We start from the raw sequence: 14,939 nt of genomic DNA, 5'->3' as shown, positions 1-14,939 counted from the left end.
GCCGGCGGGCCGGAACAGCCGGCGGCGAGGCGCCGTGTGTGGCCGGCCGGTCTGCGGTCGAGGGAGGCCATGGCGCTGCGCCGGACCGGTCAGCTACGGCGGACCGCTCCGAGCTGGGCACGGTGCAGGCCCGAGGAGGCGAAGCGCTGCGCCACCACGCGCAGGACACGCTCCATCGCCTGGGCGGGCGGGGTGGTGGGCCGGGCCTGGGCGTGAGCGAGCAGGATGCGGCGGGTGGGGGCAGGTACGTCGGAGGCGAAGGGAAGCAGGCGGACGTCGCTGCGGCGGCTGGTGAGGGCGAGCCGGGGCGCGAGCGCAATGCCCAGGCCGGCGGCCACCATGGCCTGAGCCTCCTGGTAGTCGTGCGAGGCGTAGGCGATGCGCGGCTCGAACCCGGCCTGACGGCAGCTGCGGCGCAGTACGTCGGCGACGGGGTGGTTGTCGGCCCGGATGATCCATTCCTGGTCGGCGAGGTCGCTCAGGCGCACGGAAGGATGGGCGCGCAAGGGTGAGTCCGCCGGGACGACCAGCACCGTGGGGTCGTCGAGCAGGTGGGTGAGGGCGAGGGCCGGGTCTTCGATGCGGTTCCAGCCGTAGTCCCACAGCAGGGCCTGTTCCACCTCGCCGGTGTGCAGCATCTCGCGCAGCTCGGCGAGAACGCCTGCGTGGACCTCGATGCGGACCCCTTCATGGCGGCGGCGGAAGCGGGTGAGGGCGAGCGGCAGGAGCGAAGCGCTCGCGGTGGGGAACGAACCGAGCCGCAGTGTGCCCTGGTCGAGGTCGGCGAAGGATTCCAGGTCGGCCTGGGCGGCGCGCAGCTCGCGACGGATGGCCTGCCCGCGTTCGGCCAGTGCGGCGCCGGCCGGGGTGGGGCGGATGCCGCGGGGCAGCCGCTCCATCAGCGGCTGCCCGGCCTCGCGCTCCAGCAGCGACATCTGCTGGGAGGCCGCGGAGGTGGTCATGCCCATCGCCTCCGCCGCGGCGGTGAGCGAGCCGCGTTCGGCGGCCTCGGTGAGCAGCAGGAGATGGCGCACGTTCAGCATGACGCCGAGTTTAGCTCAGCTAAACCCGAGTGAAGTTGACTGCCATTGTGCCCAAGTCACACCTCTGCGAAGGTCTTCGCATTCGCCGGGGCGGTTCACCGGTTGGCCATACGCCCGTAACCGTTCTCCGGCCCTTTCCCCGCGTTGATCGAGAAAGAGCCTCAGACGTGCACACTCCCGCGACCCTGGTCCGCGGTGGCACCAGCAAGTGCTGGCTGTTCCACCAGGTCCATGTCCCCACCGAGCTCGGCGCACTGGAGAAACTGCTGGTCGCCGCCTACGGTGCCACCGACCCGGTGGAACTCGACGGCGTCGGCGGGGCCACTCCCACCACCTCCAAGGCCGCGATCGTCAGCGCCTCGCCCGAGCCCGGCACGGACATCGACTACCTCTTCGCCCAGGTCGGCATCGGCACCGGCTCGGTGGAGTGGACGAGCAACTGCGGCAACTGCGCCACCGGCGTCGCCCTGTACGCCGTCGCAAAGGGTCTGGTGCCGATCACCGGGGACCGGACGCGCGTGGTGATGCGCAACATGAACACCGGCGCAGTGCTCGAAGGGCTCGTGGACACCACCGGCGGCGTGGCACACGACTTCGGCGACCAGACCGTACCGGGCACCCGGGCCGGCGGCGTCGCGGTCGGGCTCACCTTCCGCGACCCGGCGGGCCGCACCACCGGTTCCCTTCTGCCCACCGGGATCGCCGCACAGAAGCTGCGGGTCGGTGCCGCGGATCCGATTCTGGTGAGCATGGTGGACGCCGGGGCACCGGTCGTCCTCGTCGATGCCACCAGCGCCCAACGCACCGGTTCCGAGACCCTGGAGCAGATGCGTACGGACGCACCGTGGCTGCGCACCGTCCGCCACGCGGCCGCACCGCTGATGGGCCTGCTCAAGCCGGGTGAGGAGCCTGGCGACGCGGTCCCCAAGGTGGGACTGGTCGGCCGGCCGGTCCCGTACACCACCACGCTCGGCGAACGCGTCGCAGCCCAGGACTACGACATCTCGGTGCGCATGCTCACCATGAACGCACCGCACCCCGCGATCGGCCTGACCTCCGCCGTCGCGGTCGCCGCCGCGGGTCTGCTGGAAGGCTCCGTGGTCTCCCGGGCCGCGGGCGGCCCGACCGAGGAGTGGCTTCGCCTGGGCACCCCCGCCGGCGTGGTCGCGGTCCGCTGCTCCGACCTGTCGGACGGCCTGCCCGGCCGGGTCACCGTACAGCGGGCGGCACGACTGCTCGCCGATGCGCGCATCTACGTACCGGAACCGGGACGGCCACGAGCAGCCTGAACCGGAACGCTTCCGCCCCCGCACCCACACCCGCTCCCGGGGCCTGTTCACACTCCTCCGCCCCGGGGTACCCTCGCGCCCTCGGGGGCGCGCCGCCCTGTCCCCACCGCACCAAGGACAATGATGTCTACTGAAGTGATCTCCATAGGCGCGCTGCTGGTCATGTTCGTGGTCGGCACCATTCTGCCGATCAACCTGGGCATCCTCGCCTTCGTCGCCACCTTCGCCGTCGGCACCGTCTCGCTCGGCCTCACCGAGGACGAGATCTTCGAGGGCTTCCCGGTGGACCTTTTCGTGACCATCGTCGGAGTCACCTACCTCTTCTCCGTCGCCCGCCGCAACGGCACCATCGACTGGCTCGTCGCGGCCGGAGTACGACTGGTACGCGGCAAAGTAGCGCTCATCCCCTGGGTGCTGTTCCTGGTCGCCGCGACGCTCACGGCATTCGGCACCTTCACCCCGGCCGCCGTCGCGATCCTCGTCCCCATCGCCATGAACTTCGCTCACCGCTACAAGATCAACCCTCTGGTGGCCGGCATGATGGTGATCAGCGGCGGGCACGCGGGCGCCTTCTCCCCCCTCGCCGTCTCCGGTGCCCTCGTACTGGGCCTCGTCGACGACACAACGCTCCACATCTCGCCCGTGACACTCTTCACCGCCAGCTTCGTGATCAACCTGCTGCTGTCCGCCCTCACGTTCGTGCTCCTCGCCAAGCGCCCCGCCCCGCTGGCGGACACGGCACACGAGACGGCTGACGAGGAGAACCCCGCCACGTCCGGCAGACCCGACTGGCGTCAGTGGCTCACCCTCGCCAGTCTGCTCGCGCTGGTGGTCGGCGCGCTCGGCTTCCAGCTGGAGATCGGCTTCCTGGCCCTGGTGGCCGGCGCCCTGCTGGCCCTGGTGGACATGAAACGGCAGGAGAAGGCCGTGGAGGGCATCAGCTGGTCCACCCTGCTGCTGGTGGCGGGCATGATGACCTACATCGCCATGCTGGAGAAGGCCGGCGTCATCGAGGACATCTCCCACCACGCCGCCGGCCTCGGTGCCCCACTCGTCGTGGCCCTGGTGCTCTGCTTCACCGTAGCCATCACCTCGGCCTTCGCCTCCTCCACCGCGATCCTCACCGCGATCATCCCCCTCGCCGTACCGCTGCTGCTCTCCAGCCACCTCAATGCCGCCGGCCTCATCGCAGCGCTCGCGGTTTCCACCACGATCGTCGACACCTCTCCGTTCTCCACCAACGGCGCCCTGGTCCTCAGCAACGCCCGCGGTATCGACACCCGGCGCTTCTACCGCCAGATCATCAGCTACACCGGCGGCATCGTCGCGCTCGGCCCCGTCGTCGCCTGGGGCGCCCTGGTTCTCCCCTGGTCATAACCACACCAGGACGAGCACCACGTGCTGACCCACGGCGGCGAGCTTCCGCCGTGGGTGTCCTGTTGGATGTCGGAGGGGCCACGGGCCGCCAAACCCCTCCCCCGGTACCCGGCCACCGCGCGAGAGCGATCGTCTCCGCCGGCAGCCCCGCAGCCGCAGGTGCGTTGAGCGGTGCATCGCCGGAGGCAGGGCCCGCAAGAAAGGCGGGCCAGTTGTTGCAGTGTTTCCCCGGCCTCTGGTCCTGTGCACGGACCGAGCGCGAATCGGCCGGTGGAGAGCGCGGTCGATGTCAGACTGCCGTGATGGACCTCCTCGATGGCAACCCGGCCGACGCCGACAGTCTGAAGGCGCTCGCACTCACCAACCTCGGTCACTTCACCTCGCTGCGCGTCGACGAGGGGCGGGTCAGGGGCCTGTCCCTCCACCTCGACCGCCTCGTCCGTGACTGCCGGGCGGTGTTCGACGTGGAGCTGGACCGTGCCCGCGTCCTTTCGTATGTGAGACACGCCGCGGCGCAACAGGAGGGGACGTTCGTCGTCCGCGTGACGGTCTTCGACCCGGCGTTGGGAATGGCGCACCCCGGTGCCGACGCTCGGCCACAGATCCTGGTCACCTGCCGGCCGGCCGGGCACGCCCAGCCGCCTTTGCGCGTCACGACGAGGGCGTACCAGCGGGACATGCCAGAGGTGAAACACACCGGTCTCTTCGGGCAGTTGGCCATCCGGCGTGCGGCGCAGCGGGCGGGCTTCGACGACGTACTGTTCACCGATCCGGACACCGGGGTCATCTCCGAGGGCGGCACATGGAACGTCGGCTTCGTCGACGACCAGGAACGTGTGGTGTGGCCCGAAGCCCGTGTGCTGCCGGGCGTGACCATGCACTTGCTGCAGGAGGTGCACACGTCGGTGAGCCGTCCTGTCACTCCCGACGACGTGCCGCAGATGCGCGCAGCGTTCGCCACCAACACGTCGGTCGGGGTCCGCCCCCTCTCCGCCATCGGTGACGTCCCGCTGGACGCGCAGCATCCCGTACTCGCCGACCTGAGGCAGCGGTACGAGAAGATCCCGGGAGACCGCGTCTGACACCGGAGGGGATGAGGCCGGACGCGGACCGGGTGATCAGTAGCCAGGGCCGGAGCGTCTCCGGTGGGTCGTGCGCGGCCCGTACGGGGCACGCTCCAGCCACTCACCCAGGCGCGGGACCCAGGGCGCAAGGCGTCCGGCGGTTTCGATCTTCGCCTGGGCGAGTTTCCCGGCAGGCCGCAGGTGTGAGAGGGCCGCACCGACCGCCGCGCTGTTGTCGACAGCGGCAGCGCGACGGTCGCGCGCGTACGCTTCCACAGCGGCGCGCCCCCGTTCCGCGGAAACCGCCGACAGAGCGAGCGCGATCGCCGTGGCCGCGGCGTCGGCGTCGGCGATGCCGCTGTTCATCCCCCGCGCTCCGAACGGAGGGAAGAGGTGCGCCGCCTCGCCGGCCAGGAGAACACGGCCGGTGCCGTCGGTGAACCGGTCGGCCAGTACCTGTAAGAAGCGGTACCGGGAGACCCACATCAGGTCGCCGATCGCCTCCCGGCAGCCGATCATCCTGGGCAGCCACCGCTGGAGCACGTCCCGGTCGGTGAACTTCTCGACCGGGTCGTCCTCCTTGCACTGCAGGTCGATCTGGAATCCGCCCGTGAACGGCACCGTCAGCACATGGCGACCGCCCGCTCGCGGGTGTGCGTAGTGCAACTCGCGGATTGCCGGCCGCACTTGTGGGCCGTTGGCCACATCGATGACCACGTGGAAACCTTCGGCCCGGCTGCCGCCGAGCTCGATGCCGGCACAACGCCGGACCGCGGACCGCGCACCGTCGGCGGCGACGACGTACTGTGCGGTCCACTGCCGTCCGTCGGCGGCAGTGACCTGCACGGCCTTCGAGGAGGCAGCGACAGCACGGACTTCGGCGTCCCACTCGATGCGGGCACCCGCAGATTCCGCGGCATCGCGGAGGAAGCGCTCGGTGTCGATCTGCCGCAGGCTGGTGAACGGCGGCAGGCCGGTCCCCGAAGCCGGTGGGTAGGTGCGTGCGTAGACCTCGCGCCCCCGGTAGAGGGTGCGGCGGGCGTGCCAGACCGTTCCGAAGTCTGCCATTTCGCGCCCGAGGCCGGGGTGGGCCTGCTCCAGCAACCGCAGTGACGAGCGGTGCACGTACAGGGCACGGCTCCCCGGGCGCTGGGCATCGCGAGGCCGGGCCTCCAGCACCGTCACCGGAATGCCCAGCGCTCGGAGCGCCAGTGCGGCGGCGAGGCCGACCGGGCCGGCCCCGACCACGAGGACGGGGGTGTCATGGGTGGCAGGGGGCAACTGCTCGTCCGGGCTCATCGGGTGCCTCCTCGGCCGCCGCGGGAAAGCCGGGTGGGCCGGCGGGCCGCTGCACGCGCGGCGCGAGCGCGCAGCTGTACCTTGTCGGCCTTGCCCACGCCGGTCCTCGGCAGTTCCTCCAGTGCTTCCCAGCGGTCGGGGATCTTGTAGTCGGCGACGCCGCGCTCGTGCAGGAAGCCGGTCAGTTCTCCGAAGGCGCCCTCCCGTTGCCGTCCGCGGAACACCACGAAGGCGCAGGTGCGTTCGCCGAGCAGCGCATCCGGGGCGGCGACCACGCCGACATCACGCACATCGGGATGTGCCAGCAGGTGGCCCTCCACCTCATCGGCCGACACCTTCTCGCCGCCGCGGTTGATGACGTCCTTCACCCTGCCCCGGACGATGAGGTGACCGGTCGGCGTGCGGCTGGCGAGGTCGCCGGTGATGAAGAAGCCGTCCTGGGTGAAGTCGCGTGCGTGGTGTTCGTCGGCACGGTAGTACCCACGGAGGGTGTAAGGACCGCGTACCAGGAGCAGCCCGGTCTCGCCCTCCGCTACGTCTCGGCCCGCGCTGTCGACCAGCCGCACCTCGTCATCGGGGGACAGCGGACGGCCCTGGGTACGGGTGACGATGTCTTCGGAGTCGCTGGGGGCCGTCTGGGCGAGGAGTCCCTCCGCCATGCCGAAGGACTGCTGGAGAACACAGCCGAACCGGTCCAGCATGCGGCGTGCCGCGGCTTCTTCGAAGCGCGCTCCGCCGACCTGGAGCAGTTCCAGGCTGGACAGGTCGTACCGGGTGGTCGCCGCGGCATCCGTCCACACCAGCGCCAGTGGCGGCACCAGAGCGGAGACGGTCACTTTTTCCCGCTCGATGAGGGGGAAGGCGAGGTCGGGGTTGCCGCTGTCGGCGAGGACCACCTTGCCGCCGGCGCGCAGTGCGCCAAGGACCCCGGGGCATCCAAAGGCGTAGTTGTGTGCCGCCGGCAGCACGGTCAGGTATGTCGTGTCCTGGGTGAAGCCGGCATTGTCGGCGCTCAGCCGGACGTTGTAAGCGTAGTCGCGGTGGGTGCGCGGGATCAGCTTCGGGAGGCCGGTGGTGCCACCGGAGAGGAGGAAGAAGGCGACGTCGCCGGGGTCGGGTTCGGGCAGTCGGCACGGTTCGGTGTACAGCTCGTCGAGCCCCGTGAAGCGGCCCGGCTCTCCTGCCACCACCACCTCACGCAGGGAAGGCACCTCGGCCAGCACCCGCTCGGCGATCTTCCGGAAATCCGTTCCCTGGTGCTCGTCGGGGATGACGTACGCGGTGGCCTGGGCGTATGCGCACAGATAACTGATCTCGGAGTGGCGGTGTGCGGGGAGCGCGAAGACCGGCAGGGCGCCGAGCCGGAAGAGCGCGAAGACCACCGCGACGAACTCGGCCGTGTTGGGAAGGTGGACGACGACGCGGTCACCCGGCCCCAGACCGAGGTTGCGGAAGCCCGCGGCCAAGCGGTCGGCCCGCTCGTCCAACTCCCGGTACGTCCACCGCTGCTCCCCGTCCACCAGGGCGGTCCGCCCGTCGTGCTCCCGCGCCCAGTCGCGCAGCAGTCCGCCCAGACTCCGGGCTTCCCAATACCCCTTGGCAATGTATCGAGAAACGAATTCTTCCGGCCATTCCACACAACCCGCAAGCACTGACTCTCCTCTTCTCAGGGACGCCTCGGTGCGCTTTTACCGATACCGGGAAAGGGCCTGTTCCGGTGCTTTCATGGAGCGCTGCGCACGACGCTCCACGCCTTCTCTCCGGGAGCTTTCCCGTATCGGAAGCAGTCCGTCACGCCGTCGTCACTGTCCTGCTGGAACAGCATTTCATCGATGGTGATCCGATAGCCTCCCCAAAAGCGCGGGCGGGGTATCAACTGGCCGCTGAACCGGTCCGCGAAGTCCGCTGCGGCCGCGGCGGCCGCCGCCCGGGAATGCCCTTCCTCCTGCGTTCCCCCCGCCCAAACGGCCAACTGCTCCCGCTCCGTGAGCCGCCCGAAGAACGCATCCGAGTCGACCGCGGGCAGGCGGGCACAGCGGCCGGTGGCCAGCACGCTGCGTCCGCGCTCCGACCAGTCGAAGGCCAGCGCCACCTCGGGATCGGAGGCGAGCGCGGCCCCGATCCTGCCACGGTGGTGCAGGAAGCAGGCGAACCCGCCGGGCAGTGGCACCACACGGGTGCACCACATCGACGGACGGGCGCCGACCCCCGCGGTGGCCAACACGGCACGCACGCCCTGCGTTCCCCGGTCACGACGGATTTCCGCGCACCAGGAAGAATAGAGCTCGAAGGGGTCCCCGGGCAGCTCTTCATCGATTATCGGCACGCCCCTGGAACGGTTTCCCGCAAGACCACTCGGCGCGCTCATCACATCACCTCGTCAACCCGTGAAACAGCGAAAAGCGGCATGACACACACTAGGACTCCTGAAATCTCCGAGGTTCGGGGTGTTGCCCTACGGCGACCGTACGGTACATTCTCTGGCCAGCGCCCCAGCAGTTCTCCAGAACTTCCAGTACGGGGAAGGGAATTCTTGTCCATGGATTCGACAGCGTCCCAGGTGGCCCTGCAATTGCTGAACCAGCACGAAGGGATATCCAGCAGCACCACGTTCCGGCTGCTCGGCCGGGACTGGGACCTGCTGCCCGGCGTCTACGCACCCCATCTGACCCGCTCCGCCGCGCTGTACGCCGAGTGGATCCCCTACCCCGTCGGCGGCTCCTTCTGCGAGATCGGGTCCGGCACCGGCTACCTGGCGGTGACCGCCGCACTGCGTGGCTGCCGCCTGGTGCACGCCACCGACATCACCTCTGCCGCGGCCGAGAACATCGCCCTCAACGCGCGGCGCCACGGTGTTGCCGACCGGCTCTCGGTCCACCGGGGCGACCTGTTCGCGGCGCTGCCGGCGGGCGAGCGCTACGACGTCGTCTTCTGGAACTCCAACTTCGTGGAGGACCCGGGCCAGGGACCGGGCGCCCCCGCCGGCGGCGATCTGCGACTCGCCTTCTATGATCCCGACTACCGTGCGCACGACGCCTATCTGCGCGACGCCCGCGACAGGCTCGCACCCGGTGGCCGGCTGCTGCTGGGATTCACCAGTCTCGGCAACACGGCCAAGCTGACGGAGTTGGCCCAGCGATACGGCTGGCGCCCGCGACTGCTGCGCGCCGTTGGTTACGACTCGCCGTTCGGCGAGCGGATCCACTACCAGCTCATCGAGTTCCTTCCGGCCCAGGGTCGCTGATCCGCTCCACTCCCCCACGCGCAGGAAGGAACCGCCATGAACCTCGCCGCCGAACTCGCGGTCCGCGCCGCACGTCATGGCTGGCGTGACAGGACGGCGTACCTCACCAAATCCGCCCGCGTCAGCCATGGCCAGGTGCACGACCTCGCCGCCCGTGCCGCCCAGGTCCTCGCCGGGCTCGGAGTGGGACCTGGCCGGCGCGTGCTGCTGGCCCTGCCCGACGGGCCCGAATGGATCATCACTTTCCTCGCGGCCGCCCGCCTGGGGGCGGTTCCGGTCCTCACCAACCCCGCTCTGCCCGCCGCGGACCACGCCCACCTGGTCCAGGAGTGCGAGGTGGCGCTGATCGTGGCGGAGGAGCCCCTGCTGTCGCGTTTCGCCGACCGGACGACGATCGAGGTCGGACATCTCATGGCGCGAGCGGCGACGGCCTCCGTGGCACGCGCGCACCCCGTCCGCCCGGACGCGCCGTTGTACATCCAGTACACCTCCGGCACGACCGGCAGGCCCGCCGGCGTGGTGCACCGCCACGGTGATCTCGCACACCACCACCGTGCGGTGGCCGCGCACATGCTTCGCATCCGTGCGACCGACGTCAGCCTGTCCGTCTCCAAACTCTTCTTCGCCTACGGCTTCGGCAACTCCCTCGTGTACCCGCTGTACACCGGCTCGGCAGCGGTGCTGCTCGCGGATCGTCCCTCGCCCGCCCGCATCGAGGAGCTGGCCGACCGGTTCGCGGTCACCGTGCTGCATGCCGTGCCCTCCGCCCTGGCGCATCTGACGGCCGAGGCGTCCCCCGCGGCGTTCGACCGGGTCCGGGTCGCTGTCTCGGCCGGGGAACCGCTGCGTCCCTCTCTGGCCGACAGGGCCTGTCGGCTGCTCGGCGCGCCTGTACTGGACGAGCTGGGGTCCACGGAGGCCGGCGGCGCGTTCTGCGCCCAGACGCTCGCACACGCCGTGCCCGGCACCGTCGGAAAGGCGCTCCCCGGCTTCCGGGTGGAGGTAAGGGACGCCCGGAACCGGCAAGTCACCACCCCCGGTGTCGAGGGTGACCTGTGGGCGTCCGGACCGACGCTCATGGCGGGCTATCTCCAGCAGCCCGCACGCACGGCCGATGTGCTGCGGGACGGCTGGCTGCGGACGGGGGACCGGGCAGCGCTGGACGAGCACGGGAACGTCGTGCACGCCGGGCGGGCCGACGACCTGGAGATGGTCGGCGGCATCACCGTGTCCCCGCTGGAGATCGAGCGGGTGCTGGACGACCACGCTGCCGTACGCGAGTCCGCCGTGGCCGCGGTACCGGACGAACGCGGTGCGACCAAGCTGCGGGCGTTCGTCGTCGCACTGGACCGGAGCGACCACGACGTGGTGGCCCGGGAGCTGCTCGCCGAGGCGCGGCAGCGGCTGGCGCCCTTCAAAGTACCTCGGTCGGTGGAGTTCGTTCCGGCCCTGCCCCGTACCGCCACCGGCAAGCTGCAGCGGTTCGTGCTGCGCACCGGCCGGCCGTAGGACCACCGTGGTCACACACCAGTCGAGGGATGCGAGACTTCTGCCATGAGCCCGCAGGAAGTGCAACGCAATCGCGGGGGCCGGCCACCGCGTCTGGCCTTGAACGACATCGTCACCGTCAGCGAGAACATCGTGACGCACGAGGGTGTCCAGGCACTGACCATGCGGCGCCTGGCCAAGGAGCTCGACACCTCTCCGATGGCCATGTACCGGCATGTGGCCGACAAGGACCAGCTGTTGGTGCTCGTCCTCGACCGGATCGTGGCCCGGATCGAACGGCCGGAGCTGCCCGAGGACCCCCGGCAGCGGCTCACCGTGCTGTGGTGCCTGCTGCACGGCGAGCTCAGCCGCCACCCCTGGGCCGTGGACGTCCTGGCCGCCGGTGACCTGATGGCGCCCTCGGTCCTGTGGCTGGTCGAGAGCATCCTCGGAGCGTTCGTCGACGCGGGACTCGACCACCAACGGGCCGCCACCGCCTACCGCGCCGTCTGGCACTACACCGTCGGTGAAATCATCGTGCGGACCTCGACGGACCGTCGTACCGCGGAGCTCGACCGTTCGCCGCTCTCCATCGTCATGGTGTCCGAGGTGGAGCAGGAGGCCATGCCGCACCTCGCCCAACTGGCGAACGAGTGGACGGCCGCCCGCAAGACCGATGCCTACGCGGTCGGCCTGGGCGCGCTGGTCGACGGTTTCATCGGCGCCTCCGACTGAGTGCGCGCGGTACCGCCGCTGCCGGTCCTGTGCGACCTGCCGGCCCGGGTACGCGTTCATCGGCTCACGGCGTCGCCGCCGGGGAACGGTTGACCGAACAGCCGTAGGAACGCCGCTGCCTTGACCTCTGTCTCCGTCAGCTCTTCCTGGGCGTCGGAGAGTGAAGTGATGGCTCCGCCCACTCCGATCTGCACCCTTCCGTGCTGTGCGACCAGCGTGCGGATCACAATGCTGTGGTCCGCAGCGCCGTTCAGCGAGAAGTAACCGATGGCACCGGAGTAGATGCCGCGCGGCCCGCTCTCCAGCTCGTCGATGATGCGCATCGTCCGGATCTTGGGGGCGCCGGTCATGGAGCCGCCGGGGAAGGCCGCGCGGAAGCAGGACAGGGCCGTGGCCCCTTCGTCCAACCTGGCCCGGACGGTGCTGACCAGCTGATGGACGGTGGCGAAGCTCTCCACGTCGAACAGCTTGTGCACCCAGACCGCCCCGGGAGCCGCGCACGACCCGAGGTCGTTGCGTACCAGGTCCACGATCATCAGGTTCTCGGCGCGCTCCTTCTCGCTGGTCAACAGTTCATCGTGGAGCCGCTGGTCCTCGCGGGGATCGGCAGACCTCGGCCGCGTTCCCTTGATCGGCTTGGACTCCGCCACACCGTCGGCACCCACTTTCAGAAAGCGCTCGGGCGAGGTGCTGAGCACCGACAGATCCCCGAAGCGCAACAGCGCGGAGAACGGAGCGGGGCTGGTCTCCCTCAGAAAGCGATAGCTCTCCCACGGATCGAGGTGCGCCGTACCGGTGAGCATGTTGGTCAGGCAGACTTCATAGGTCTCGCCCGCCCTGATCTGGCGCTGCGCGGCGTCGATGAGATCGAGGTAACGCTTGGGGTGGTGACGTAGTGTCAGCCCGTCGGCGGTACCGGCGCCGTGCGGAATCCCGACGGGCCGGAGCGGAGTGGCCGGCAGCGCACGCAACCGCTGCTCCGTCTCGTTCATCCAGCTCTGAGCGGCTTCGGTACCGGCCGCGGCACTGGCGGCCGCGCCGACTTCCGCCAGTGCGAGCAGATGCACCTCACCGGAATGGTGATCGAAAGCCAGGGCCCGGTCGGCGAAGAGCATGGCGGCATCGGGCTGTTCGGAACGGTGGCTGCGCGCGCCTCCGCACTCGGCTTTGAGCTCATAGCCGAGGTATCCCACCCAGCCCAGGGCGAAGTCGAAGGGTAGTTCCGGTGTCTCGACAGACAGCCCGCGCAGGTCCGTGTCCAGCCACTGGAGGAAGGGCCCGGAGACCGTTGAGGTGGACGGGCCGGTTCGTGCCGTGGTGACGCCCCGCCACACATCGTGTTCGACCACGCGCGCCAGCGGTCCGGAGGCGTCACCCATGAAGGAGAAGCGTCCGAGTGCGGAGTCGGCGCGGCTGCTGTCCAGCCAGAAGGCGTTCCGGCTCGCGCCGTAAAGGTGCGCGAAGACCTGTTCGGCCGTCGCCGCGGTACGGATCCGCCGTGCCAGTACCCGGTGGCTGGGACCGTCAGGTGTCTCCGCGCGCGAGGACAGGGGCGCGCCGGTCCCGCGAGAGGTGTTTCGGGGAGAGAGGGTTCTGCGACACTTCCCCTGCTGCGTGAGTGCGGCGAAGTTCCCCAGCAGCCGGCGGCCGTACTCGGTGCATATCGACTCCGGGTGGAACTGCACACCCCACTGTGGACGGTGGCGGTGCCGGACGCCCATCAGGGTGCCGTCGCCGGCCCATGCCGTCGCTTCGAGTTCGTCGGGCAGGGACGTCACGGCCAGGGAGTGGTACCGCACCACGTCGAACGGCGTGGGAATCCCGGCGAACAGGTCCCGGCCGTCGTGCGTGACGGCCGACAGCCGGCCGTGCCGCACTTCGGGGGCCGGGCCGACCGTTCCGCCGTACGCCTGGCACAGCCCCTGGTGCCCCAGGCACACGCCCAGGAGGGGAAGGTCGCTGTCCCTGATCACCTCGGCGCAGACACCGAAATCCGCCGGCCGCTCCGGGCTCCCCGGGCCCGGGGAGATGACCACGTTGTCAAAATCTGACAGGTCCGCCATGCGGAAGCCGGAGTCGTCGTTGCGTACGACCTCACACGGTTCGCCGTTCACCTCGCCGATGTACTGCGCGAGGTTGTGAGTGAAGGAGTCGTAGTTGTCGATGATCAACGTACGCATGCCGAGCCTTTCACCGATCCTGGTGCCGGGAGACGACCCGTCACAGGTGCTTGCTGAAGGTGTGGACGATATGCCGGGCCTGCTCAGGGTTGAGTCGCGGATCGCACGCTGACCGGTAGCTGCGAGGCCACCGGCCACCGGCCGGCTCTCGCTCGTCGTCAACGCATTCGTCGACGTCTTCGGGCGTCATCTCCAGATGCAGGCCCCCGGGGTGCTGCCCCGACCGCCGCAGGATGCGGACGAAGGCAGTGACCTCCTGAGCGATGTCGCGGATGAGCCGCGTCTTGCGGCCACCGGGCCCGGGCACGGTATTACCGTGCATGGGGTCGCACAGCCACAGCACAGGGGCGCCTCGCCGGGTCACCTCGGAGACCAGCCCCGGCAGCAGGTCATCCACGTGGGCCGCACCGAGCCGGACGATGAACGTCAGCCGGCCCGCCACCCCATGAGGGTTCAAGCGCCGGGAGAGGTCCGCGGCCTCCGACGGCGCAACGTCCGGACCGAGCTTCACGCCGATGGGGTTCGTCAGAGTGGCCGCGAGGCGGACGTGAGCGCCGTACGGCGAGCGGGTACGGTCCCCGATCCACAGGAAGTGGCCGCTCGACCCGTACGGCCCTCGTCGCCCCGCCCTGATCAGCGGTTCCTCGTAGTCGAGCAGCAGGGCCTCGTGCGAGCACCGCACACGAGGCTGCGACGGGTCGTCGGTCCAGGAGCGCCGGACGGTGTCGAGCACCGCTGCGGCGGCGTCATGAGCCAGCAGCAGTCGTGCCGGGTCCGCCGTACGGGCGGCTTCGCGGCACGCCGCCGAGTTGACCGCGTCGCCGCGGTAGACGGGAATGCTGCGGCCGTCGGCGAGACGCTCCCTTTCGCTGGAGCGCGGTTTGGCGTACTGGCCCGCCAGGCGTCCGACGGGGTGGGTGGGCAGGCCGCCGGTGTACCGGATGGCTGCCGCCAGGGCCAGCAGTTGGTCGGTCTTGGCCGATACGACGGACGGAGCGGCGTCGGCGAACCGTTCCGCGCAGTCGCCTCCCTGGAGGATCACTGCCTCTCCCCTGCCGGCCTGTCCGAGCGAGGCTGTCAGGTCCTGGCATTCCTCCTCGGTGACCAGCCCGGCTCTGGCAGCGAGAACGCTCCGGACGACGGCCACCGCCTCGGGCAACAGCCATTGAGGCTGCTGCGGTGCGCGCCGTATCCCGGACGCTGTCGGAATCGTCGGCATG

At 70.0% G+C, this 14,939-nt stretch carries 12 protein-coding genes; 6 read left to right on the top strand and 6 right to left on the bottom strand.

The window, feature by feature from the left end:
- Positions 1–89 precede the first annotated feature (89 nt).
- The gene (locus IG84_RS0108800) at positions 90–1,043 is read right to left on the bottom strand and encodes a LysR family transcriptional regulator (protein ID WP_031053497.1); all 954 of its coding nucleotides are present in this window, start codon (positions 1,041–1,043) and stop codon (positions 90–92) included.
- A 167-nt stretch (positions 1,044–1,210) separates the two neighbouring features.
- Here IG84_RS0108800 and IG84_RS0108795 point away from each other — a divergent pair, with 167 nt between their 5' ends.
- The 3 genes from IG84_RS0108795 (at position 1,211) to IG84_RS0108785 (ending at position 4,791) form a co-directional block, all read left to right on the top strand.
- Complete coding sequence (locus tag IG84_RS0108795) at positions 1,211–2,332, top strand: PrpF domain-containing protein (RefSeq protein WP_031053495.1); 1,122 nt, start codon at positions 1,211–1,213, stop codon at positions 2,330–2,332.
- A 123-nt stretch (positions 2,333–2,455) separates the two neighbouring features.
- Positions 2,456–3,709, top strand: coding sequence for an SLC13 family permease (locus IG84_RS0108790; RefSeq protein WP_245659275.1), 1,254 nt, complete (start codon positions 2,456–2,458; stop codon positions 3,707–3,709).
- 302 nt (positions 3,710–4,011) lie between these two features.
- Positions 4,012–4,791 carry an aminotransferase class IV family protein gene (locus tag IG84_RS0108785; protein ID WP_031053488.1) on the top strand — a complete coding sequence of 260 codons (780 nt, stop codon included), beginning with the start codon at positions 4,012–4,014 and terminating at the stop codon, positions 4,789–4,791.
- A 36-nt stretch (positions 4,792–4,827) separates the two neighbouring features.
- Here IG84_RS0108785 and IG84_RS0108780 read toward each other — a convergent pair whose 3' ends face one another.
- From IG84_RS0108780 to IG84_RS0108770, 3 genes are all read right to left on the bottom strand, one after another.
- Positions 4,828–6,072 (bottom strand): FAD-dependent monooxygenase, encoded by a 1,245-nt coding sequence (locus IG84_RS0108780; protein WP_051861527.1) that lies wholly within the window; start codon positions 6,070–6,072, stop codon positions 4,828–4,830.
- Entirely contained in the window at positions 6,069–7,724 is a 1,656-nt protein-coding gene (locus IG84_RS0108775; protein WP_031053482.1) for a (2,3-dihydroxybenzoyl)adenylate synthase, read from the bottom strand. Before IG84_RS0108775 ends, IG84_RS0108780 begins: the two co-directional genes overlap by 4 nt.
- Before the next feature lie 71 nt (positions 7,725–7,795).
- Positions 7,796–8,440 carry a pyridoxamine 5'-phosphate oxidase family protein gene (locus tag IG84_RS0108770; protein ID WP_078648696.1) on the bottom strand — a complete coding sequence of 215 codons (645 nt, stop codon included), beginning with the start codon at positions 8,438–8,440 and terminating at the stop codon, positions 7,796–7,798.
- A 171-nt stretch (positions 8,441–8,611) separates the two neighbouring features.
- Here IG84_RS0108770 and IG84_RS0108765 point away from each other — a divergent pair, with 171 nt between their 5' ends.
- From IG84_RS0108765 to IG84_RS0108755, 3 genes are all read left to right on the top strand, one after another.
- Positions 8,612–9,316: a methyltransferase domain-containing protein gene (locus IG84_RS0108765; RefSeq protein ID WP_031053478.1), complete on the top strand. Its 705-nt coding sequence runs from the start codon at positions 8,612–8,614 to the stop codon at positions 9,314–9,316.
- Positions 9,317–9,352: 36 nt separating this feature from the next.
- Positions 9,353–10,825 (top strand): AMP-binding protein, encoded by a 1,473-nt coding sequence (locus tag IG84_RS0108760; protein WP_031053475.1) that lies wholly within the window; start codon positions 9,353–9,355, stop codon positions 10,823–10,825.
- Between the two features lie 99 nt (positions 10,826–10,924).
- Positions 10,925–11,539 carry a TetR/AcrR family transcriptional regulator gene (locus IG84_RS0108755; protein WP_051861525.1) on the top strand — a complete coding sequence of 205 codons (615 nt, stop codon included), beginning with the start codon at positions 10,925–10,927 and terminating at the stop codon, positions 11,537–11,539.
- A 56-nt stretch (positions 11,540–11,595) separates the two neighbouring features.
- On the opposite strand, the gene pabB is transcribed toward IG84_RS0108755, so the two are convergent.
- Positions 11,596–13,719, bottom strand: coding sequence for an aminodeoxychorismate synthase component I (pabB, locus tag IG84_RS0108750; protein ID WP_031053470.1), 2,124 nt, complete (start codon positions 13,717–13,719; stop codon positions 11,596–11,598).
- 40 nt (positions 13,720–13,759) lie between these two features.
- Entirely contained in the window at positions 13,760–14,938 is a 1,179-nt protein-coding gene (locus IG84_RS0108745; protein WP_031053468.1) for a 3-deoxy-7-phosphoheptulonate synthase, read from the bottom strand.
- Position 14,939 lies beyond the last annotated feature (1 nt).

This window comes from Streptomyces ochraceiscleroticus, assembly GCF_000720485.1.
Taxonomy (GTDB): domain Bacteria; phylum Actinomycetota; class Actinomycetes; order Streptomycetales; family Streptomycetaceae; genus Streptomyces; species Streptomyces ochraceiscleroticus.
Note: the sequence above shows the minus strand (reverse complement) of the source record. Positions and strands in the feature narration are given on the sequence as shown.